Source organism: Rufibacter roseolus (genome assembly GCF_017916365.1).
Lineage (GTDB): Bacteria > Bacteroidota > Bacteroidia > Cytophagales > Hymenobacteraceae > Nibribacter > Nibribacter roseolus.
Map to the genome: position 1 here is coordinate 1,621,366 of NZ_JAFMSU010000002.1, position 21,560 is coordinate 1,642,925.

19 protein-coding genes are annotated in these 21,560 nt (G+C 52.4%); 6 read left to right on the top strand and 13 right to left on the bottom strand.

Annotation, left to right across the window (positions count from 1 at the left end; all coding sequences use genetic code 11):
* Positions 1 to 468 carry a division/cell wall cluster transcriptional repressor MraZ gene (gene mraZ, locus J3P35_RS15560; protein ID WP_210465481.1) on the bottom strand — a complete coding sequence of 156 codons (468 nt, stop codon included), beginning with the start codon at positions 466 to 468 and terminating at the stop codon, positions 1 to 3.
* 330 nt (positions 469 to 798) lie between these two features.
* Between mraZ and J3P35_RS15565 the strand changes: the two genes are divergently transcribed.
* From J3P35_RS15565 to J3P35_RS15580, 4 genes are all read left to right on the top strand, one after another.
* The gene (locus tag J3P35_RS15565) at positions 799 to 1,233 is read left to right on the top strand and encodes a hypothetical protein (protein ID WP_210465482.1); all 435 of its coding nucleotides are present in this window, start codon (positions 799 to 801) and stop codon (positions 1,231 to 1,233) included.
* Positions 1,234 to 1,355: 122 nt separating this feature from the next.
* Positions 1,356 to 3,545: a TonB-dependent receptor gene (locus J3P35_RS15570; RefSeq protein ID WP_246850251.1), complete on the top strand. Its 2,190-nt coding sequence runs from the start codon at positions 1,356 to 1,358 to the stop codon at positions 3,543 to 3,545.
* 155 nt (positions 3,546 to 3,700) lie between these two features.
* Entirely contained in the window at positions 3,701 to 4,051 is a 351-nt protein-coding gene (locus J3P35_RS15575; protein ID WP_210465484.1) for a heavy-metal-associated domain-containing protein, read from the top strand.
* Between the two features lie 347 nt (positions 4,052 to 4,398).
* Complete coding sequence (locus J3P35_RS15580; protein ID WP_210465485.1) at positions 4,399 to 6,270, top strand: M1 family metallopeptidase; 1,872 nt, start codon at positions 4,399 to 4,401, stop codon at positions 6,268 to 6,270.
* Positions 6,271 to 6,534: 264 nt separating this feature from the next.
* Here the strand turns inward: J3P35_RS15580 and J3P35_RS15585 are convergent, their stop codons facing one another.
* From J3P35_RS15585 to J3P35_RS15630, 10 genes are all read right to left on the bottom strand, one after another.
* Positions 6,535 to 7,227 (bottom strand): fatty acid desaturase, encoded by a 693-nt coding sequence (locus J3P35_RS15585; protein ID WP_246850252.1) that lies wholly within the window; start codon positions 7,225 to 7,227, stop codon positions 6,535 to 6,537.
* Between the two features lie 360 nt (positions 7,228 to 7,587).
* On the bottom strand, positions 7,588 to 8,433 hold the full coding sequence (locus tag J3P35_RS15590; protein ID WP_210465487.1) for a 4-hydroxy-3-methylbut-2-enyl diphosphate reductase: 846 nt from the start codon (positions 8,431 to 8,433) through the stop codon (positions 7,588 to 7,590).
* A gap of 404 nt (positions 8,434 to 8,837) precedes the next feature.
* Positions 8,838 to 9,368 carry a hypothetical protein gene (locus J3P35_RS15595; RefSeq protein WP_210465488.1) on the bottom strand — a complete coding sequence of 177 codons (531 nt, stop codon included), beginning with the start codon at positions 9,366 to 9,368 and terminating at the stop codon, positions 8,838 to 8,840.
* Entirely contained in the window at positions 9,368 to 10,222 is an 855-nt protein-coding gene (locus J3P35_RS15600; protein WP_394371290.1) for a phytoene/squalene synthase family protein, read from the bottom strand. Before J3P35_RS15600 ends, J3P35_RS15595 begins: the two co-directional genes overlap by 1 nt.
* The gene (locus J3P35_RS15605; protein WP_210465489.1) at positions 10,219 to 11,727 is read right to left on the bottom strand and encodes a phytoene desaturase family protein; all 1,509 of its coding nucleotides are present in this window, start codon (positions 11,725 to 11,727) and stop codon (positions 10,219 to 10,221) included. Before J3P35_RS15605 ends, J3P35_RS15600 begins: the two co-directional genes overlap by 4 nt.
* A gap of 155 nt (positions 11,728 to 11,882) precedes the next feature.
* On the bottom strand, positions 11,883 to 12,398 hold the full coding sequence (locus J3P35_RS15610) for an RNA polymerase sigma factor (RefSeq protein ID WP_210465490.1): 516 nt from the start codon (positions 12,396 to 12,398) through the stop codon (positions 11,883 to 11,885).
* Positions 12,399 to 12,957: 559 nt separating this feature from the next.
* Positions 12,958 to 13,854, bottom strand: coding sequence for a MerR family transcriptional regulator (locus J3P35_RS15615; RefSeq protein WP_210465491.1), 897 nt, complete (start codon positions 13,852 to 13,854; stop codon positions 12,958 to 12,960).
* 29 nt (positions 13,855 to 13,883) lie between these two features.
* Entirely contained in the window at positions 13,884 to 14,333 is a 450-nt protein-coding gene (locus J3P35_RS15620) for a sterol desaturase family protein (protein ID WP_210465492.1), read from the bottom strand.
* Between the two features lie 114 nt (positions 14,334 to 14,447).
* The gene (locus J3P35_RS15625) at positions 14,448 to 15,260 is read right to left on the bottom strand and encodes an enoyl-CoA hydratase/isomerase family protein (RefSeq protein ID WP_210465493.1); all 813 of its coding nucleotides are present in this window, start codon (positions 15,258 to 15,260) and stop codon (positions 14,448 to 14,450) included.
* Between the two features lie 303 nt (positions 15,261 to 15,563).
* Positions 15,564 to 16,772 (bottom strand): alpha/beta hydrolase family protein, encoded by a 1,209-nt coding sequence (locus J3P35_RS15630; RefSeq protein WP_246850253.1) that lies wholly within the window; start codon positions 16,770 to 16,772, stop codon positions 15,564 to 15,566.
* A gap of 187 nt (positions 16,773 to 16,959) precedes the next feature.
* Here J3P35_RS15630 and trxA point away from each other — a divergent pair, with 187 nt between their 5' ends.
* Entirely contained in the window at positions 16,960 to 17,268 is a 309-nt protein-coding gene (trxA, locus tag J3P35_RS15635) for a thioredoxin (RefSeq protein ID WP_149090592.1), read from the top strand.
* A gap of 189 nt (positions 17,269 to 17,457) precedes the next feature.
* Here the strand turns inward: trxA and J3P35_RS15640 are convergent, their stop codons facing one another.
* Both J3P35_RS15640 and J3P35_RS15645 read right to left on the bottom strand, forming a co-directional pair.
* On the bottom strand, positions 17,458 to 18,849 hold the full coding sequence (locus J3P35_RS15640; protein ID WP_210465494.1) for a sensor histidine kinase: 1,392 nt from the start codon (positions 18,847 to 18,849) through the stop codon (positions 17,458 to 17,460).
* The gene (locus J3P35_RS15645) at positions 18,839 to 20,215 is read right to left on the bottom strand and encodes a sigma-54-dependent transcriptional regulator (RefSeq protein ID WP_210465495.1); all 1,377 of its coding nucleotides are present in this window, start codon (positions 20,213 to 20,215) and stop codon (positions 18,839 to 18,841) included. Before J3P35_RS15645 ends, J3P35_RS15640 begins: the two co-directional genes overlap by 11 nt.
* A gap of 366 nt (positions 20,216 to 20,581) precedes the next feature.
* Between J3P35_RS15645 and J3P35_RS15650 the strand changes: the two genes are divergently transcribed.
* Positions 20,582 to 21,292, top strand: coding sequence for an ABC transporter ATP-binding protein (locus J3P35_RS15650; protein ID WP_210465496.1), 711 nt, complete (start codon positions 20,582 to 20,584; stop codon positions 21,290 to 21,292).
* Positions 21,293 to 21,560 lie beyond the last annotated feature (268 nt).

The following is a 21,560-nucleotide window of genomic DNA, read 5'->3' on the forward strand; positions in this document are numbered from 1 at the left end:
TTATTCAGTTGGTGGTACGCTCGGGTGCTCCCCGAGGAACTTCTGCGCTAACTGCGAGAAGTTCTGTTGGTCTTTAATTAAAAATGCGTCGTATTTGTCTGGGTTCCAGATTTCCACCCGGTTCCCCAACCCTACCACAATGGCTTCCTTCTCAATCTCGGCGTATCGCACCATGGTGCGCGGCAAGATGAAACGTCCGGCATTGTCAAGCTCAATCTCAGTATTCCCTCGGAAGAAATTCCGCTGGAAATGCCGGTACTCCTCATTGAACTCGTTCAGCCCCGCTACCCGGTCATAGATCGTTTTCCACTCTGTTCTAGGGTACAACACTAGGCAAGGCTCAAACCCACGGGTTAAAACCACCTGGTTTCCGCACTCCTCGGGCAGGTTGGATTTGATTTTGGCAGGCAGCACCAATCTTCCCTTCGGGTCTAGCTTACATTCGTATTCGCCGGAGAGGAAGTTCATGGTAGCTTAGGCAGTGACGACAGTCTTTGGTACAAAGCAAAAGTACTAAAGGGCGAAGCAAAGTCAACCACGGTCTCCCACTTTTTCCCACTTTGTGGATAAATCATGGTTATCCACCCCACTTATGCACATTATCCACATTTTTCCTCTATCACTTCGGGATAAGTTTTGGAAAACGTTTCTAATTTATTTGCTAAATAACACGTGAATACTTAGGCAAACAATTAACAATCAGGAATTTAGCTCATTTAACAAGCTTTTGGATCCGCTGAAAAGCGCCGGTGGAAGGAAGGTGGAGGAAAGTGGAGCAAAATTCCATATCTTTGTGGTATGCGTGGGAAACTCCGACATATTGTGCTTCTGGCGGTGGCTTTTTGCCTCCTGACGGGCTCTATTGGCGTGGCGGCAACCCATAGGTTTTGTGCCATGCTGGGAATGTCGGCATTGGCGGAAATGGGCCTTCAATCTGGGGGTATGGAATGCTGCGCGGCGGAGAAAAAGTCTTCTTGCCAGGACGAGGTCACCAAGGTGGAACAGCAGTCTTGCTGCACCTTTTCCGTTACCTACCACAAACTGGACATTCCTTCCACCTTGAAATTCAGTAAGGTGGAATTATTGGCGCTCATGCCGGTGCTTACCACCTCTTTTCTGATACCGCCGGTAAGCACCACGCCGGCCATTGGTTCCTGGGCCTTTTATTCAGACAGCTCCCCACCGCTGGCGGGCAGAGAACTCCTGCATCGGTTGCACACCCTCATCGTTTAGGTCCTACTTTTCGCTTTTAAGGCAGAATCCATCCTACTTGGTGCTTCTGCCCTTCAGAAAAGATGTTGAATCTAAATGAAATCCAATCCATGTTATCTAATATAGGTCGTGCTTTTCGGGCAATGACATTTATCGGACTCCTGCTGCCGCTGGTAGGGCAAGCCCAGAATCTGGCGGGCCGCGTGGTTGATGCCACCAGCGCCACCCCGCTAATTGGGGCCTCGGTGATCTGGCTGGGCACAAACCAGGCCACCAGCACCGATGCCAATGGCCACTTCACATTGGCTCCTGCTCCGGCAGGGCAAACTGCCCTTTTGGTCAGCTACATCGGCTACAAACCAGACACCGTGCAGGTACAGGGCCGCGCCCATATAGTAGTGCAGCTGAAATCTGTTACCTCTATCAAGGAAGTGACCATCACGGGCAAACAGGACCGCTACTCGGCGCTTACACCCACCAACTCCCAGGTGGTCACGGCCAAAGACCTGACCAAATCTGCGTGCTGTAACCTAGCCGAGAGCTTTGAGACAAACGCCTCGGTGGAGGTTTCCACCTCAGACGCAGTGTCCGGGGCCAAACAGATCCAAATGCTGGGATTGGATGGGGCCTACACCCTCATGACCACCGACAACGTGCCGGCCCTGCGCGGCCTGGCCACCCCCTACCGCCTGAACTACCTGTCTGGGACTTATATAGAGGCTATTGACATCATCAAAGGCACCGGCTCGGTGTTGAATGGCTATGAGTCCATCTCGGGGCAAGTGAACGTGCGGCTCAAGGATCCGGAGAAGTCTGACCGCGTGTTTGTGAACCTTTATGGCAACAGCCTGGCCAAGTGGGATGCCAACGTGAACACCTCGTTTACGCTTACGCCCAAACTGAGCACCGTGCTCATGCTCCACACCGACCAACTCAGCAACCGCGTTGATAACAACCAAGACGGTTTCCTGGACCTGCCTCTGGGCAAGCACTACAACGTGTTCAACAAGTGGAAGTACAACACAGGCAAGCAATGGGTAGCCGAGATAGGTGTGCAGGCGTTGCGTGAAACCAGAACTGGAGGCCAGGTGGGCTACCGCCCCGGCATGCCACAGGAGGAAGGCAGTTTCTACGGCACTCAGTCAGAGACTGACCGCGTGAGCGGCTTCTCTAAAACTTCTTACACGTTCAAGAACAAGCCCTATCAGAGCATCGGGTTGATTCTGTCTGGTGCCCGGCACGACTTTGATTCGCATTACGGCACTAGGCCTTACAAAGGCTACCAGAACAGCGGTTTGGCCAACCTGATTTTCCAGTCGGCGTTTGGGAACACAGCGCACACGTACAAAACCGGTCTGAGCTACCAGTACGAGGACTATCAGGAGAAACTGGCTGGTCGGCGTCTGGAGCGCCGGGAGCGGGTATCAGGGGCGTTTTTCGAGTATATTTACCAAAACAGCACCAATCTGACTTTGGTGGGCGGTGTGCGCGCCGATCATCATAACCTGTATGGCTGGGTGTATACGCCCCGCTTCAACGCGAAGTATAATTTCACCCCCAATTCCATCCTGCGCCTGGGGGCCGGGAAAGGCTTCAGGATAGCCAACCCCATTGCCGAGAACGTGGCCTCGCTCATCAGCAACCGCGCTTTCTATTTCCAGAACGATCTGCAGCCCGAGAAAGCCTGGAACCTGGGCGGAAGCTTCACGCAGTACTTTGAGGTGGGCGAACGCAAAGGCGCTTTCATCACCGATTACTACTATACCACCTTCCAGAACCAGATTGTGCCCGATATGTACAGCAGTCCGTTCCAAGTGGCGTTCACGAACCTTAATGGAAGGTCTTTCTCCAAAAGCTTCCAGGGGGAGGTGCAGTATGAGCTCACTTCCATGCTGGACGTGAAAGCGGCTTACAAGTATTTTGACGTGCGCACCACCTACAACGGCGAGCTGTTGCGGCGGCCGTTCATCCCCAACCACCGGGCGTTCCTGAACCTGGGCTTCGCAACCCCCTTTGACAAATGGCGCGCCGATGTAACAGCCCAGTGGTTCGGGAAGAGGCTGGTTCCTTCCATGGACCATGACATGAACCACCACGAAACCTCCATCATGACCAGAACTGTTAGCCCGTACGCGGTGTTTAATAGTCAGATCACACGGGCGTTCAAACGTTGGGAAGTGTACCTGGGTGCCGAAAACCTGCTGGACTACAAACAGCGAAAACCGATTGTGGGCGCTGACAATCCCTTCGGGCAGGAGTTTGATGCCAGCATGGTGTGGGCCCCAGTTATTGGTCGGGTAATCTACGCCGGCATGCGCTTTACTTTAAAATAATTGCTTATTGTTGATTGTTCATTGTTTTTCCAAATAACCAGACAACAATCAGCAATGGACAATCAACACTTACAGATTTTGGCCCGATTATGGCAAAACAGGCTTAAAACAGAAGACAGAACATAAACAAAAAAATCAACCATAACCCAAAACAAATGAAAACCCTTAAAATCTGGATGCTTTCCCTAATGCTCACCGGCTTGGCTTCTTTCTCTTTTGCCCAAAGCGGCGGCAAAGCCGAAGAGGTGAAAATCAAGACCTCGGCGGTGTGCGATATGTGCAAAGCCACCATTGAAAAAGGCCTGGCCTACGAGAAAGGCGTGAACAAAGCCACCCTGGATGTAGACTCCAAAGTACTTACGGTATCTTACAACGGCCAGAAAACCTCATTAGAGAAAATAAGAAAAGCGGTGAATGACTTAGGCTATGACGCCGATGACACTAAGGCCACTCCCCGCGCCTATGACCGCCTGGATGGCTGCTGCAAGAAAGACGCCGTTCACTAAGCTCAACCAAATTCACTAACAAGAAAGCCTGTTCCCCAAGAGCAGGCTTTCTTGTTTTACAGCCCCATTTCGGAGCACCGGGAATCCCTGGGCGGAGGCACTTTATCTGCGGAAAACCCGGCTGGGAAGAGGTAGCCACTTACATCCAGGGCTGGTTTCAAACCTTTTCCTTTTAACCACTTGCGCACACCCAAGTCATTTAGCGGTTGATTCAGGCCTTATTTCACAAAAACAGACCTGAATCAACTGCTTTGGCTTTTCACCCAGGAAATTTGGACATAGGTTACTGACCGGAAAGAGAAAGCGCTTACCTTTAATGTGCCATCATTTAAACCTGGCCATATTGAATGCGAACGCCTAAACAACTTCTCTTCTGTGCTTTGCTCACGTTGAGCACCAGCGCCATTGCCCAACAACTGCCCATGCCCCGAAACATCGCGGCAGCGTACCAAAAAGGTACCCGCAGCCTGGACGGCACGCCAGGTAAAAGCTACTGGCAGAACACCGCCGATTATACCATCAAGGTAGATTTTGACCCGTCTTCCCGAAAACTGGCCGGAACTGTAGACATTGCCTACACTAATGACAGCCCCGATACGCTCAGGCAGATCGTCTTCAAGCTGTACCCTAACTATTACCAGAAAGGAGCGCCCCGGGCCAACACCATTGACCCTGAGGACATCCACGAAGGCGTGCAGATTGAGCGCCTGCAGGTAAACCAGGATCCTCAGAACGTGCAGAAACTGCGCATTGACGGCACCAACATGACTTTGCCCATCAAGCCGTTGGCACCCAAACAGAAGGCAAGTTTCTCCATCGCTTACCATTACATCCTCAACGCGGGCTCGCACATGCGCACCGGCCAGGTAGACCCGCAGGGCGCGGCCTTCGTGGCTTACTTCTTCCCGCGCATCGCGGTGTACGATGATGTGGACGGCTGGAACCGCATCCCGTACCTAGGCCCGGCCGAGTTCTACAACGACTTCTGCTCGTTCAACGCTGAGATTACCGTGCCCAAGGACTATGTGGTGTGGGCCACCGGCGACTTGAAAAATGCCGATGCCGTGCTCACGAAGAAGTATGCCAAGCGCCTGCAGGACGCCGAGCGGAAAGACGCCATCATCGCCGTCATCGATCAAAACGACCTCAAGCGCCGCGACATCACCGCACCCAACGCCCGCAACACCTGGAAGTTCACCGCCGATAACGTAGTGGATTTTGTGTTCGCCACCTCAGACCATTACCTCTGGAATTCTACCAGCCTGGTGGTGGACCCCAAAACCAAGCGCCGCACTCGCGTGGATGTAGCGTACAACCCCGAGCACCATGATTTTGAGGAAGTCATCCATTTCTCCCGCAAAACCGTGGGGGCGATGAGCTACACTTTCCCCAAGTGGCCTTTCCCCTACTCCCACGAGACCGTCTTTGATGGTCTGGACCAGATGGAATACCCCATGATGGTGAATGACAACCCCGTGAAAACCCGCGAAGACGCCATTACCCTCACCGACCACGAGATCTTCCACACCATGTTCCCGTTCTACATGGGCACGAACGAAACCAAGTACGGCTGGATGGACGAAGGCTGGGCCACCCTAGGCGAATGGATCATCTCCTCCATCATTGAGCCCAAACTGGAAGACGATTACGGCGTGATGCCCTACGCCCAGATGGCCGCGACCGAGGCCGACATGCCCATCATGACCCTGACGAACCAGCAGAACGGCGCTCCCTTCTTCCTGAACTCCTACCCTAAGCCGGCGCTGGGTTACCTGTATGTTAAACAAATGCTGGGCGATGAACTCTTCACCAAGGCTCTGCACAATTACATCCAGCAATGGAGCGGCAAGCACCCCCTGCCCTGGGATTTCTTCAATGCCATGAACGCCGGCGCCGGCCGCAACCTCAACTGGTTCTGGAAACGCTGGTTCTTTGACGAAGGCTACCCAGACCTGGCCATTGCCAACGTGCAGCAACAGGCTGGTCAGTACCTGGTAACCGTGCAATCCAAAGGCACCAAACCCGTGCCCGTGGAACTGGTGGTCACCTACGCAGATAATAGCACTGCAAAATTCAGTAGAAACGTGTCTGTGTGGGAAAGCGGCAACACCACCGTGCAGGTAGACTTCAAACCCGCCAAAGCCGTGAAGAAACTGGAACTGAAAGGCACCTACGTCCCGGATTCCTACCCCAGGGATAATGTGTTTGAGGTGAAGTAAGGTTGTTCCCTTTACCCTTGATTCAATATCGATTCCATACATTGTCATCCTGAAAGAATCTTGTGAGCAAACGGTAGCAGCTCTCGTTCAGAGTCTACCTAGTTCTCACACAAGATCCTTCCAGGATGACAAAAAAGGAGTAGGAGAAAAAGAAGAGCCACTGGCCAACCGGTCAAAATGAAAAGCCTCGGAAAGAGAAATTCTATTCTTCTTCCGAGGCTTTTCATTTTGAGTCTCCTTTTTAAGAAACAGGGCTAAGACTTGCTAGCTCCCTTTCACCAACCGGTCTTTCTCCTGGTACAGCTTCCACCAAGGAAGGTAAGGTTTGTCATGGTGCTCATAGTGGTACCCGAAGAAATAGCAGCTGATGAAGGCCCACAGGTGGTTCCGGCGCTGGGTAGATGATTTGTGCCGATTATCAGGCTCGTGCTCGCCGCGGTGTGGTAGGTACGTCCCGAAATAAAAAAGCTGGAATGTGGCCAGGACCGCAGGCACCATCCAGAACAGGATGATATTTTCCTTCAGGAACCATAGCTGCAACAGGTTGTAGGCCACGCCCATCAGGACCATCTGCACAATAGTAATGTACTGCAGGGCAAAGCTGAAAAACCACAGAAAGAAGTTTCCCCCGTGGTAATCGGGGTCCTGATCAGTGGCGACGTGGCGGTGGTGCAGGTGGTGCTTGGGGTACAGACGGCCGTAGTAATTGAAGGCGAACAGCCCGGCGGTGATGGTGCCTACAACGGTATTCAGTTTCTTATTACCGGGAGCTACCACGCCATGCATGGCGTCATGGGCCGTGATGAACAGGCCGGTGTACAGATGCGTCATCACCAGCACGGCCAGGTAAGTCAAAGGCGACCAGAAATTCACTTGCCAGTGCAGCAGAAACCACAGCACACTCCCCCACACCAGCAAAATAGCCGCCGCAATGATGATTCCGGTATGTTTCTGCAAGAATAGCCTCAAAACAGATTTAAACTTTATTTAATTTTCCTGGAGCTAATTGCAACCCGAAGGCTTTCCTCAGGGATTTGAATCTTACTTGTCTACCTCTCAACTCTTACGCAAGTTACAAACTTGCGGCATGATGGCTCCAAGTTGAAAACTTGAAGCATAGGAATTATAAAACTGAAATTATAATTGGAGCGGATTTTTACGTAATTCAGGAGTTAACAAGGAACGAAGGAAGTTTCAGCGACATTGAGAAAAGTTCTAGGTTTGTTTTAAGCCTGTATTCCTAAAAAGTAGCCTAAAACAAACTGCCCTCCCCTCCTTTTTCATCGTGCTACTTGATACATGATACCTACTACTAACCTAGAAAGTCACCAGGGCATTGCGCACTTCCTCCATTAGCCACATGGGCGTGGACGTGGCTCCGCACACGCCAATGGTATCGCCGGGCTCAAACCAATCTGGGTTCAGTTCTTCTACCTTTGAGACGAAGTACGTGTTGGGATTGGTGTCTTTGCAGACCTGGTAGAGCACCCGGCCGTTGGAGGATTTGGTACCCGATACGAAGATTACCTTGGCATACTGCTGGGCAAAACGGCGCAATTCTTTGTCGCGGTTAGAGACCTGGCGGCAGATGGTGTCATTGGCATCTACGGAGTAACCGCGGGTTTCCAGCTCACTCTTGATGCGGTAGAAGTTATCGGTGCTTTTGGTGGTTTGGCTGTAGAGCGTGATGTTCTGGGGCAGCTCGTGACGGAGCAATTCGTCAAGGTTCTCAAAGACCACCGCCTCGTTGTTGGTTTGGCCCAGCAAGCCAAGTACCTCGGCGTGGCCGTGCTTACCGTAGATGAAAATCTGGTCTTTTTTGTCGAAAGAGTTCTTGATACGGTTCTGCAGCTTAAGCACTACCGGGCAGGAGGCATCTACCAGCGTGAGGTTATTCTGGAGCGCCAATTGGTAAGTAGAGGGCGGCTCGCCGTGGGCCCTGATGAGCACGCATTCGTCCCGCAGGGTTTGCAGAATATCATAGTTGATGATCCGCAGGCCTTTTTGCTGCAAACGCTCCACCTCCACATCATTGTGCACGATGTCACCCAAACAATATAGGTAGCCCTGTTCCTCCAGCAGGTCCTCGGCCATCTGAATGGCATAGATTACCCCAAAGCAAAAGCCAGAATTTGAATCAATATGTACCTGTAGCTGACGCATATACCCTTAACAGATTCTTTTCAGGATTGTTTGCTCGGTTTCCAGGTTTTCACCCAAAATTTCAGGCAGATTCCTTGGCCAAGCTTATCAAGCTGGATCCTCCAAAATGCTGCACTCTAAATTTCTCAGAGAAAACTGGCAAATTGGTGTTTACTTTTCAAGGCACGGGTTACGCAACAAACGTGCGCCGGAAGATCACTGTTTAAACGTAAATTCAGCTGATTGCTTATGGCTTTTTACAGGCAAAAACCTACAAATTAAAAAGTTAACGTCTGTACTATTCCTTTGACCTGTTTCACCAAAGAGCCGCTAAGTGGTAAGCAATATTGTAGTGCTTATTTAGAAGTAGACCTAGAAAAATACCTTAAAAATAATCGACATTGGTGAAAACGTCGATAAACTGTTTAAAGGTTGAGTTTAGCTACTTGCTGCTGTTCCTGTTCTGTAAGTAAATCTTTGCGCAAAAGGTAATCACGCATGATCTTGACGGTCTCGCTGGAAATGCCGGACTTGGGGTGCTTGAGAATGGCCGACATGAAGACCTTTTTATCGTCTTCCAGGTGGCTGCTCATGTTCAGGTACCGGGGAATGGAGTTCTCAATGGAAAAACGCAGAAAACGCACCTCGGGGTCCTGGTTGTCAATGGCCACGGCGTCTTCAAAAAACTGGGAAGACTGCCGCAGGTATTTAATCTTGGCGTAAGGGCTCCAGACGTGTTTGGCCATTATGGCGTGCGATACAGCTTTGTAACCCAGTTTGAGCGGATCTTTGCCCTGATATTTGTTCATGAGGTTCACAAACTTCTGGGCAATCCCTTCGTCCTTGGCGGCTGTCTGGTAATAATTCAACAGGGAGGCGTGTGCGTACGGATCTGGTTTCTGCTGTTGAAAGACCAGAGCAAAGCAAAGGAAAAGAAGCGTACTGAGTAATTGCATCAGATAGTATTAAGCTGGAACCTAATATACGAACTTAACAATAAAGCGAACTTCGTATTATCAGGCACTCTTACGCGTTCTGCCAAAATTTGGGCGGCAGGAAGCTGCTTAATTTTCTTGAAAAGCTTTAAATAATAGATATAGGCCAGGTAAACACCTAGTTGGGCGCCTCTTGGCAAGGCCAGAATGCCCTCGTAGGCATCGTCAAAGTCCTGCTGGATGTCTTGTTCTATCTCCTCTTTGTCTTTGTTGCAGAACGACCGGAAATCCACTTTGGGGAAGTAGACGCGGCCGCGGTCCTGGTAATCGCTGCGGATGTCACGCAGGAAATTCACTTTCTGGAAAGCCGCTCCCAGGGCACAGGCCGAGGCTTTGAGCCTGTCAAACATCTCTGTGTCTCCCTCGCAGAACACGCGCAGGCACATGAGGCCCACCACTTCGGCGGAGCCGTAGATATATTCATCGTAGAGGTCACAGTCATACTTCTGGTCAGACAAGTCCATCTCCATGCTGCGCAGAAAGGCGTCAATGAACTCCTGGTCTATTTTGTACTTGTTCACCACCATCTGGAAGGCGTGCAGCACGGGATTCAGGCTGATTTTCTCTTCCAGGGCCTGGTAGGTCTCCTGTTTGAACCGCTCCAGCAAACCAGCGCGGTCATGGGAATGGAACGTGTCCACGATCTCATCAGCGAAACGCACGAAACCATAGATGGCGTAGATGGGATCATGGAACCTTGGATGCAGTGTTTTAATGCCCAACGTGAAGGACGTGCTGTAGCGCTGGGTGATGAGCTTGCTACATTCCAGCGTGGTGTTGTCAAAAAGGGTCATGGGCGCCGGGATCATCTTCATAGGGTTAAGGTGGTTTCCTGTGGGGCAAAATCCTTCATAACCTCGGAGGCCACTACTTGTCCCGAAATGAGGGACGGCGGTACGCCGGGGCCAGGAACGGTCAGTTGCCCGGTGTAAAACAGGTTTCGAACTTTCTTGCTTTTAAGGCTGGGCTTGAGCACCGCTGTCTGCAGCAGCGTGTTGGCCAGCCCGTAAGCATTGCCTTTGAAGGCGTGGTAATCCTTTATGAAATCTTTGTGTGCGTAACTTCGCTTATAGATGACGTGGTGCTTTACCTCCTGCCCCGTGATCTGCTCCAGGCGGTTCATCACCAACTGGTAGTAATGCTCCCGGGTTTCCTCCGTATCCTGCAGATCGGGGGCCACGGGGATCAGGATGAACAGGTTCTCTTTGCCCTCAGGTGCTACAGAGGCATCGGTTTTGGAGGGCACAGACACGTAGAAGAGGGGCTTCTTAGGCCAGGCCGGTTCTGTGTAAATCTCGTGGGCGTGCGGCCCGAAGTCCTCATCAAAGAACAGGTTGTGGTGTCTGAGGCCCTCCAGTTTCCTATCCACGCCCAGGTAAAAGATGAGCGAGGAAGGTGCCATAACGCGGGTGTCCCAGTATTTCTGGGTATAGCTGCGGGCTTCGGGGGGCAGCAGTTTGGTTTCCAGGTGGTGGTAATCAGACCCGCCAATCACCACGTTAGCCTCGTACTCACCCTGGGCAGTGATGACTCTGGTGATGGTGCCGTTCTCCAGTTCCAGCCTTTGCACTTCCTCCCCTAGCCTGATCTCCACGCCCTGCTCCTGCGCCAGCGCTACCATGCCTTCCACAATCTTGTGCATGCCACCCATGGGGTACCAGGTACCCAGCGCCATATCGGCGTAGTTCATGAGGCTATACAGGGCGGGGGTGTTCTGGGGCAAAGCCCCGAGGAACAGGATGGGAAACTCCATCAGCTGGATGAGCCGCGGGTGCTTGAAGTACTTGCGCACGTGTTTGTGCATGGACTGAAAAACATCCAGCCGCAGCACATCCACCAGCAGCTTCACGTCCAGAAACTCGGTCAGGGACCGGCTGGGTTTGTAGACCAGGTTGTTGATGCCCACCTCGTATTTGTAAGCGGCCTGTTTCAGGAAAGTACGCAGCATTGCCGCCGATCCGGGCTCTAAAGACTCAAACAGCGCCTCTAATTGGGGCATGCCGGCGGGCAGTTCCATGGTATCCTGGGGCCCGTACAAAACCTGGTAAGATGGGTCCAGGCGCTCCAGGTGGTAGTAGTCAGCGGTGGTTTTCCCGAACTTCTGGAAAAACTGCTCAAAAACGTCGGGCATCCAGTACCAGCTGGGTCCCATGTCAAAGGTGAAACCATCGGCGGAAAACACGCGGGCGCGACCGCCGGCCACCTCGTTCTTCTCCAGCAAAGTAACCTCATAACCGGCCTGCGCCATACTGGCGGCCGCCGCCAAACCGGCAAAGCCGGCCCCAATGACAATTACTTTTTTCCTGGAGAGATCGTGCATGTGTGAAGCATCAATGTGAAAGGACAACCCAAAATCTGGTACTTATACTGAAATACCAGATTTTTTGCTGAAACAAGTTACATTCTTTTTCGGGCATAATCCAGTTTTGCCGATTTCAGACAGAAACTGGATTGGTACTCAATTGACTAGAAAGGTCAATCGGCGTAGGCGTATCCTTTGAGTTCTTGCTTGAGTTCTTTGCGGGCCAGGTGAATCCGGTTTTTAACGGTCCCAATGGGCAGCTTCAGCTTGTCGGCGATCTCCAGGTACTTATATCCCACATAATACATCATGAAGGGGGTACGCAGCTCCTCGGGCAGATGGTCAATGGCGGCATAGATGTCATTAAGGGCAAAATCGCCGGTGGCCCGGTTCACGGCAATCATGCGGTCATCAGCGGGATGGGTCTGGATGTAGTCGTTGGTGTCCACGTTGCTGGACCGTTTGGTGACTTTGTTGTAATGGTTGATGAAGGTGTTGCGCATGATGGTGTACAACCAGGCCTTCAGGTTGGTGCCCGCCTTGAACCTATCACGGTTCACGAAGGCTTTCAAAAGCGTTTCCTGCACTAAATCTTTCGCATCATCACTATCACGGGTCAGGTTGTACGCGGCGGGACGGAGGGTTGGCGCCATGCGCTCTACGACGGAAGTAAATTCTAGTGCAGTCATTTTGTTTAATGTTTAAAATCAAACGTTAAACAATAATACGAGAGATAAAGGAATAAAGCCAACCTTTGTGGAAGAATTTTTAAATTATTTTAAACCAATGAGAATTAACCCAGCCGAAAGCTGATGGTTCAGAAAGGAAATAGCTCTGGTTTAGCGGAAGATTGGGGGCACTTCACCCAGGTGTTATTGTTTAGTTTAAAGGCTCTTGTATTGCACAATGGCAATACATACTAGAAAGGATAGCCCACCGGATTTCACCTGGGAGAAAAAACTTGAAAAAATCTGCGGGAGGTGGTTGGGAATAAGGCGCTTTCTTTCTGCTTGTTTTGCCAAAAACAGCCAAAAAACAGGAATAGACGTGCTCTAGAGGCAAACGCCAACAGAAAGTATCAGGAAATAAATTTAGAATAAAGTAAAAAGACAATCCCTTTTACCCTGCACATACAGACTAAATCATAAAGCGGAGGACATGGAACGTCTCTCTGCTTAAACCAAACTTTCTAGAAAAGGAAAACCTAAGGACAGGTAGAAAGGCACCAAATGAACTTCCGCCAGCAAATCATGCAGACACCATGTTGTACTGTGAAAGCCACTTTTCAAAACTTTCCAGCGTCTCAAAGTACGTCACGTTTTGGGGCAGATTTTCCTTAAACGGCTGCAAAATGTAACCGCTTAGCAATAAGCGAACATCTGGCAGTTGGGCCAGCAACTGCTGCAGGTATGTTTCTACCTCATCTCTGATGGGCGCCGTGGTGAAGGAAGAACAAATGTACTGCGCGCCAAACTGTTGGGCGGCCACCATTAGATCAGTTAGCGGTAAGTGCTGGCCCAGGTACAATGTCCTGAAGCCCATTGCCCTGAACTGGAAGTGGCTATAAAGCAAAGAAAGCTCGTGCAACTCGCCCTCGGGGAGGTACAGGAGCACTTTGGGGGCCTCGGCGCTTCTGCTGAGCCGCTGCCCGTCAATGGCCACCAGCATTTTCTGCCTGATGAGTTGGCTGATGAAGTGCTCATGGGCGGGGGTAATGTTGCCCGTTTGCCACAGTAAGCCAATTTTGTTGAGAAACGGATAAACGACTTGCTTGACCGATGCCGGGAAACCCAGTTGCAGCACCGCCCGGCTGAGCACCCGTTCAAACAGACCCTCGTCCAGTTCCACCATGGCAATGATGAGTTGGCTCATGAACTGGTCCTGGCCCAGCTCAGCTTCGGTGACTTTCAAGACCTCGCTGGCTACCTGGTCAGGTGGTAGTTTGGCAATGCGGGAGATCTTGTATCCTTCCTGGTAAAGCAATGCCACATTTAGCAGGTTCTTCAGGTCGGCGTCATCATAGTACCGGATATTGGTAGCCGTACGCTTTGGGGCCAGCAGCTGGTAACGCTGCTCCCAAATACGAAGGGTATGGGCCTTAATGCCCGACAGATGCTCTAACTCTTTAATAGAGTAATTCGCCACAGGAGAGAGGTTAGAAACGGAACGTAAAGTTAACGCTTCCGGGCAATACGAAAGAATTTAGGATGCACCCAGAGCATACCAAATGACTCTGAGTTGTCTTTGTCTTTGGCTTTGTGGTGCACTTTGTGCGCAATGTCTAGGGCCCGGAGGTAAGTGCTCTTTGTTTTGCCAAACAGCTTGAGCCGTCTATGGATAAACAAATCATGCACCAGGAAATAGGCCGCACCGTACAGTGAAATGCCTACCCCAATCCAGAACCGGTAGTCATGCTTTTCTGAGCCGTAGATAAAGCACAGCATGGCAATGACCCCGTAGAACACAAACGAGACATCGTTCAGCTCAAAAAGATGGTTGTGTTTGGTGTGGTGCGATTTGTGAATGCTCCATAGAAAGCCGTGCAGCACGTATTTGTGCACCGCCCACGCCACCAATTCCATCGTAACAAAGGTTCCTAAAACTATCGCCGCGTTCGTCAGCATACTCTCTCAACCAGCAGTTTGGTCAATTGTTTAAAATAAGTTTTAAAGGTAGTGAATACGCGATTACCCCGGGAAGAAATGCAGAGGATGAAACAGGAAACCTGCTCCCCTGCCTTACCAGGTCATGGATTGCTTGTCAAGGAAAGCCTGGATACCCTGGTGGCAATCATCGGTGGCACGGGCCAGGGCGTTACGCTCAGCGGCGTATTCCAAAGCGTCTCTTAACGGAAGTTCCTGCACCCGGGCAATCATTTCCTTTGTGACTTCCATGGCCTGCCCCGAGTTCTGCACACACAACCGTTTAGCCAGATCCCGCACGGTCTGGTCCAGCTCTTCTTCGGGCACTACTTCATTCACCAGGCCAAAAGTTTTGGCTTTCTCCGCTGAGATCAGGTCGCCGGTGAGAAGCAATTCCTTGGCCCGGGCCTCCCCTATTTTCCTGAGCAGGAACACTTTGACAATGGCAGGCAGAAATCCTATTTTAACCTCGGTGTACCCAAACCTGGCCGATGGTACGGTATAGGTGAAATCGCAGACGGTGGCCAGGCCGCAACCGCTGGCAATGGCTGGTCCGCTCACCTGCGCAATGACCACTTTCTTCAAGGTATAGATCTGGTAGAAAAGCTGCATGAGGTGTGAAGAATCCTCCAGGTTCTCAGCGTAGGAGTTGTTCTTCAGTTGCTGCAGGTACTCCAGGTCAGCACCCGCGCAGAAAGCCTGCCCCGATGCTTTGAGTATGACCACTTTGCATTCGTCATCATTCTCTGCGGTGTCAAAGGCATGCTTCAACTCGGTTACCATTTGGTAATTGAGGGCATTACGTTTCTCAGGTCGGTTCAAAGTAATAGAAGCCACCCGGTCTGTGCAGTGGTAATTTACATATTGAAGCGCAAAGGTTTCCGTAGCGGGGTTATGCGATTGTTCCATATCTCTCTTTACGAAGCATTGGTTTGAAAGGTAAGAAAATTGCACCCTGACTGTCATGAAACCTGCGGGGGCAAGCACCCTGACCACTTGATTCTGCCTCCGGCCGCCGTAAAACTTTCCTATCCTGGATAGAAATGCACTTAACTTGAAAGCAATTCGCCTGGCACTCACACTTGAGTTGGCGGCTCTCTCCTAGCGTCGGATCTTCATATTCAAGACGCCTTTTCCCGGGAAAAGGCTGCTTAGGTGCATAAAAAAAGCCCGGTCTCAAGAGATACCGGGCTTTTTAAAAATCAATCCTGATTACATATTGCGCATGCCTTCCATCCAGGGAATGAGGTCTTTGATCATGGGTTCAAGGCTGCTGCCGTGCCCGCCGCCGGGTATGGAAACGAATTTGAGGTCAGGCACGTTGGCCGCTTTCATGGCATTGTAGGTGGATACTGTATTGCTATAAGGCACCATGATGTCTGCCGTACCGTGGTAAAGCCGGGTAGGGCTCTTAGGCACCCAGTTGGTTAAACTGTTCCGTTTCAGGGCATCTTTCAAGGCTTGTTCCCCGTTTCCGCGCAAGGCCGCCATAAAGGTAGGGTTGAATAGTTTCGCCGGATCTTTGGCCAAAGCACTGTTGATGGAGGAACTGGTGCGGGTACCGTCTATCAACTCCTGGATACGGGTGGCGTAAGGTTCCTGGAAGAAATTGGTCAGAGGCCGGTTCCAGTTGTAGGTCTTGTTGTAGGCCTGCAGGATAAAGGCTAGGTTCGCAGGGTACTCATAGGGCTTTCCGCTTAACACCATCGCCAACATGTGCTCCAGGTCATATCCGCCGGCACCAGCGCCAGAGGCAGTTACCGTTAACCCATGGTCTGGATGCTCTTCAATCTCTTTCTGGGCCGCCAAAGTCACGTAACCCCCTTCTGAGTAACCCGCCAGAAACAGCTGGTCAGAAGTTTTCACATTGTTCTTCTTGAAGAAGGACTTACCTGCTTTGATCATGTCCACCACGGCGGTGCCGGAGTGTTTCAAATCATAGTACGGGTGCAGAATCTGCTTAGAGGCACCGTAGCCAATAAAGTCTGGAACCAGGGTGAGGTAACCAGCGGCGCCAAACGGTTCAAAGCCCGTTAAAGAAGTCACCTGGAAATTACTTGGGGCATACTTTTGGTCGAAGGTAGTACCATGGTGCGCACTCAGAATAGGGGCCGGCGCCGTCATGTTCAACGGAACCACCATCAAGCCTGAGGCCTGTATTTCCTGCCCGTTGTATTGGGTTAGGTAAGTGAGGCGGTACACATCCACGTCGTATTTGATGAGGGTAGCCAACTCTGACCGTCCGTTAGAGACGGCGATCTCCTTCAAGCCGGCGGCCGGAATAGTGGTCAGTTTCTCCGACGAGACCAGAAGGTCCTTCTCGGCTTGTACCACTGGCGGCTGCTCCATCACCTCGGTTTCCTTGCAGGAGGAGAACCAGGAGGTAATAGCCAACAAGGCTGATAATATTATCGTTTTCAAAGTCTTTTCCTGTTAAGTTTGTATGATTTATAAAGGATTAGGGCTTACCTAAAGTTCCTTTTTAACGGTCTGCTTTGGGCCTAATTTTAGTAAAACAGGCAGAAAATGCTTTTGTTTACCCAACGACAGGATTCATCCGAAATTGTCCTTTTCCGTATAAACAACCTAGAACCTTACAGTAAAAACCATGCCTAAAAAATCATTCCAAGAAATCATCAGTAGCCCGGGCATGCCGGTGCTGGTAGACTTTTACGCCGATTGGTGCGGGCCCTGCAAGACCATGGCGCCTATTCTGCAGCAGGTAGCCCGCCAGTACGAAGGAAAACTGAAGGTGATTAAAATTGACGTAGACAAGAACCCAGCCGTAGCCCAACAGTATCGCGTGCAGGGCATCCCCACGCTCCTGCTCTTCCACCAGGGTAAACAACTCTGGCGCCAGTCCGGCGTGGTGCCTGCCCACCAGTTAAGCCAGGTAGTGCAGCAGCACCTGAAGTAGGAAAAGGTGTTTCAGGCCTGTTTTGCCGAAAACTGGGTTGAAACGTCCATTAATAACAGCTAAAGGCACAGACGCTCGCAGGACCTCCGGACGCTGCGAGGTCTTTAGAGCAGACGGTAAAGCGTAGGCATACAGAAACACCCCTCCTACCTTAGGAGGAGTGACCGCAGGGCGGGGTGGTACAAACGCTTAATGGTCCAGTTTGTTCTTCAGTGGTAACGTCAGGTGGAAAGTGGTTTGTACGTGCGGCGCCGAGGTGGCGTGCAATACGCCGCCGTGCTGGCGCACGATCTGGCGCGACAGACTCAACCCGATTCCGGAGCCCTCTGGTTTGGTGGTGTAGAACGGGATGAAAATCTGCTCCTGCGACTCTGCCTCTATGCCGGGGCCGTTGTCGATCACCTCAATGCGCACCATGTGGGGTTGCTTGTGGTCCAGCACCGCCCGCAGGATCACAGCCGGATGTGCCACCACACTGCAAGCTTCCATGGCGTTTTTCAATAAATTCAGCAAAACCTGTTCTAATTGCTCGGCATCCGCCGAAAGCCAAAGTTGCTCCTCGGGTAGTTGCAGCACGAAAGCGATGTTGCGACTCTTCATCTGCGGCTCCACCAGGCGGCTCACGTGGCCGCAGAGCGCCTGCAAAGACAGTTCCTCCAGGTGCGGCGGCGGCACGCGCGTGAGGCGGCGGTAATTCTCCACGAAGTGCTGCATGCCGCGGGTCCGTTTCTCAATGGTGCGCAAACCCAGTTGCAGATCTTCCATGGTATCTTCCTCCATGTGGCCCGCCTCCATGAGGGGCGAAAGCTCAGACTGCACCAGGTCGCTGATGGACGAGGTAAGCGAGATAATGGGCGTCACCGAGTTCATGATCTCGTGGGTGAGCACACTGATGAGTTTCTTCCAGGATTCCAGTTCCTGCGCCTCCATCTCTGAGCGGATGTTCTGGAAAGACATGATCCTGACTTCCTCGTTCTGGAGCCTGATGGAGGTTATATGCACCGTAAGCAGGACTTCCTCGGTGAGCTGGCGTAGCCTGATGAGGCGCGCATCGTTCCGGGGCTCGGCAAAGGCCACCTCGGCCAGAGCCGGATACATGCGGTCAATGGAATGGATGTTCTGCAGAAAAGGCAAATCCAGGAGGCGATGCGCGGCTTTGTTCATGAGCTGCACGTGCCCCTCGGCGTCAAACGTGATGAGCCCGATGCGTAAATGCTCCACCACGCCCTGCAGGTACTGGTGATGCACTTCCTTCTCGGCCTTGATGCGGGCGAAAGCCCCAGTGATGTCGTTGAACATGGTGTGCAGCTCGCGGTACTGCGGCGGGGCGCCCTCCACCGCGAAACGCTGGGTGAAATCTGAGTGCCGGATGGCCAGTAGGAAGCGGATGAGGTCACGGTTCGTGCGCTGCACGTACTCGGTGAGTTCCAGCACCTGTCCCGCCGCCAAGACCAGCAAACAGAACAGTGAGATGTACCAGCGGTGCACCGAACCCACGTACACCGCCACCAGCAGCGTGAGCGCCAGAAACACCACCCGCGCCAGCACCCGCACCGTGAAATAGTTGTAGTTATAGACCATGCTTCTCTATGCGACGGTACAAAGCGGTGCGCGTAATCCCTAGTTCTTTGGAGGCGTGCGTGATGTTGCCGTTATGCTTGAGGAGCGCCTGCTGCACCAGCGTTTTCTCCACGTTCCCCAGAGTCGCCTCGGTATCAAGTGTCACCGCGGTATGGGTGGAAGGCTCCGCCAGGTACACATCCGATGGATGAAGATGCCCGGGTTCGCTCATGATCACGGCGCGCTCCATGGTGTGCTCCAGTTCCCGGATGTTGCCCGGCCAGGAATAGCCCAGCAGTTTCTGCAGCACCGCCTTTTCCAGCCGAAGGTTTGGTTTTTGGTACTTTTTGGAAAAAGAGGCCAGAAAATGCTCGGCCAGCGGCTGAATGTCCTCTTTGCGTTCGCGCAACGGCGGCAGATGGATTTCCACGGTATTGATGCGGTAAAGTAAATCCTGCCGGAAGCGGCCCTGTTTCACCATCTCGTACAGCGGCATGTTGGTGGCGCTCACCAACCGGATGTTCACCGGCCTCGGCCTATTGGAGCCCACCGGCGTAATCACCCGGCTTTGCAGCGCCGTCAGCAGCTTGGCTTGCAGCGGTAGATTCAAATTTCCGATCTCGTCCAGGAACAGGGTTCCGCCAGAGGCGACCTCGAAGCGGCCGGCGCGGTCTTCCTTGGCATCGGTGAAGGAGCCTTTCACGTGCCCGAACAGCTCGCTTTCAAACAAACTCTCCGTGACGGCACCCAGATCAACGGGGATGAAGACTTCTTTGGCGCGGTGCGAGAGGCGGTGCAGCAGCCGGGCCGCTACTTCCTTTCCGGTGCCGTTTTCGCCTAAAATGAGCACGTTGGCATCGGTGGCGGCTACTTTCTCCAGGGTCTGGTACACGCGCTGCATGGCCGGCGACGAGCCTACTAGTTCTACGCCCGGCTCGTTGAGGGTCTGGTTCAGGTGCTGTTGCTTGGTACGGAGATGCTGTACTTCTGAGGTGGACTGGCGCAGTTTGCACGCTGAGATCATAGTGGCCAACAGTTTCTCGTTGTGCCAAGGTTTCACCACAAAATCAGTAGCGCCCAGTTTCAGGGCCTGCACGGCCAGGTCAATATCTCCGTAAGCGGTCATCATCACCACCACAGCCTGCGGGTCTACTTCCAGGATTCTCTGCAGCAAATCAAGCCCCTCGCGGCTGGAGGTGGCTCCGGCGGTGTAGTTCATGTCCAGCAAAATCACATCGAAGGGCTCTTTCTGGAGCAAATCGGGGAGGCGCTGGGGGTTTATCTCGGTGCGCACCAACGAGAAGTGTTGTTTCAGGAAGATGCGTCCGGCGGTGAGGATATCTTCCTGGTCATCCACAATCAAGATGCGGCAGGTCATTTTGCTCATAGGGCAAAGGAAAGTTCTAGGGTGAATGCCGGGCCAATACAAGTAGGGTGCCACAAGAGCCAACCTACGGTCACCAGGGGCTTAAACGCTGGTCCTCAGGGGCTTTCTCCTGCCCCTGGGAAGCCTGCGGCGGATGGGGTGTACGCTTACAGACGAATAAATGTACGAAACCGTGCACTTTGAGGCAAGCGCTAAAAGCCAAATCCGGCAAAGCAACTCACTGTCTGCATCTTAGCTAATTTGGCATTGCATTTGGGATGCCTGTGTTGGCACCTGCCTCCGGTCTGGCCGCTTCCGTTTAGGGGCCGTTTTCCGGAAATCAGGGCTAAAACAGCCGCCACCTAAAACTCGCCTATATCCAGACCTATGCTAAAAATTGTCAATCTCCAGAAAAAGTACACCACCGATGAAGTGGAGACCACGGCCCTCAACGGCATTTCCTTTGAAATAAAACCGGGCGAGTTCGTGGCCATGATGGGCCCCTCGGGCTGCGGGAAATCTACCCTGCTCAACATCATCGGGTTACTGGATAATCCCAACAGCGGCGAGTTCTGGTTTCTGGACAAGGAGGTTTCCCGGAGTTCTGAGCGCCAGCGCGCCGATCTGCGGAAGCACCACATCGGGTTTGTGTTCCAGAGCTTCAACCTCATTGACGAGCTCACCGTGCAGGAAAACATTGAACTGCCGCTCATCTACCAGAAGCTTTCCGGCCAGGAGATAAAGGAGCGCGTGAACGAGGCCATGGAACAGATGCAGATCGCGCACCGCCGCAACCATTTCCCGCAACAGCTCTCGGGCGGACAGCAGCAAAGGGTGGCCATCGCGCGGGCGGTGGTCAGCAAACCCGCCCTGCTCCTCGCCGATGAACCCACCGGTAACCTGGACTCAGCCCACGGCCGCGAGGTGATGGAACTGCTCAGCGCCCTGAACGAAGCCGGCACCACCGTGGTGATGGTGACCCACTCCCCTTCCGATGCCGACTACGCCCACCGCATCATCCGCCTGCTGGACGGCCAGATTGTAACCGAAAGCATCACTGAGCGGCACGCGGCGAGAGTTCTGAGTCCGGAGTTCTGAGTCCAGAGTTGAAAGGACAGATATTGCTGAACCGCTGGCGCGAGCGTCCCGCTCGTGTCCGCAAGTATTCCTGATCTCACGCATATTGATTGATTGATTGATTGATTCGGAAATTAAAGCATTCAACAATGCGTGCGGACACGAGCCGGAGGCTCGCGCCAGCGATTGCAACGATGGAAGCCTTCCGTTTAGGGCTTCTTTTCAGAAAAACAGGCTTAAACCACCCCCGCGTTTTCCTTGACTAAAGACTCAGAACTATAGACTCAGA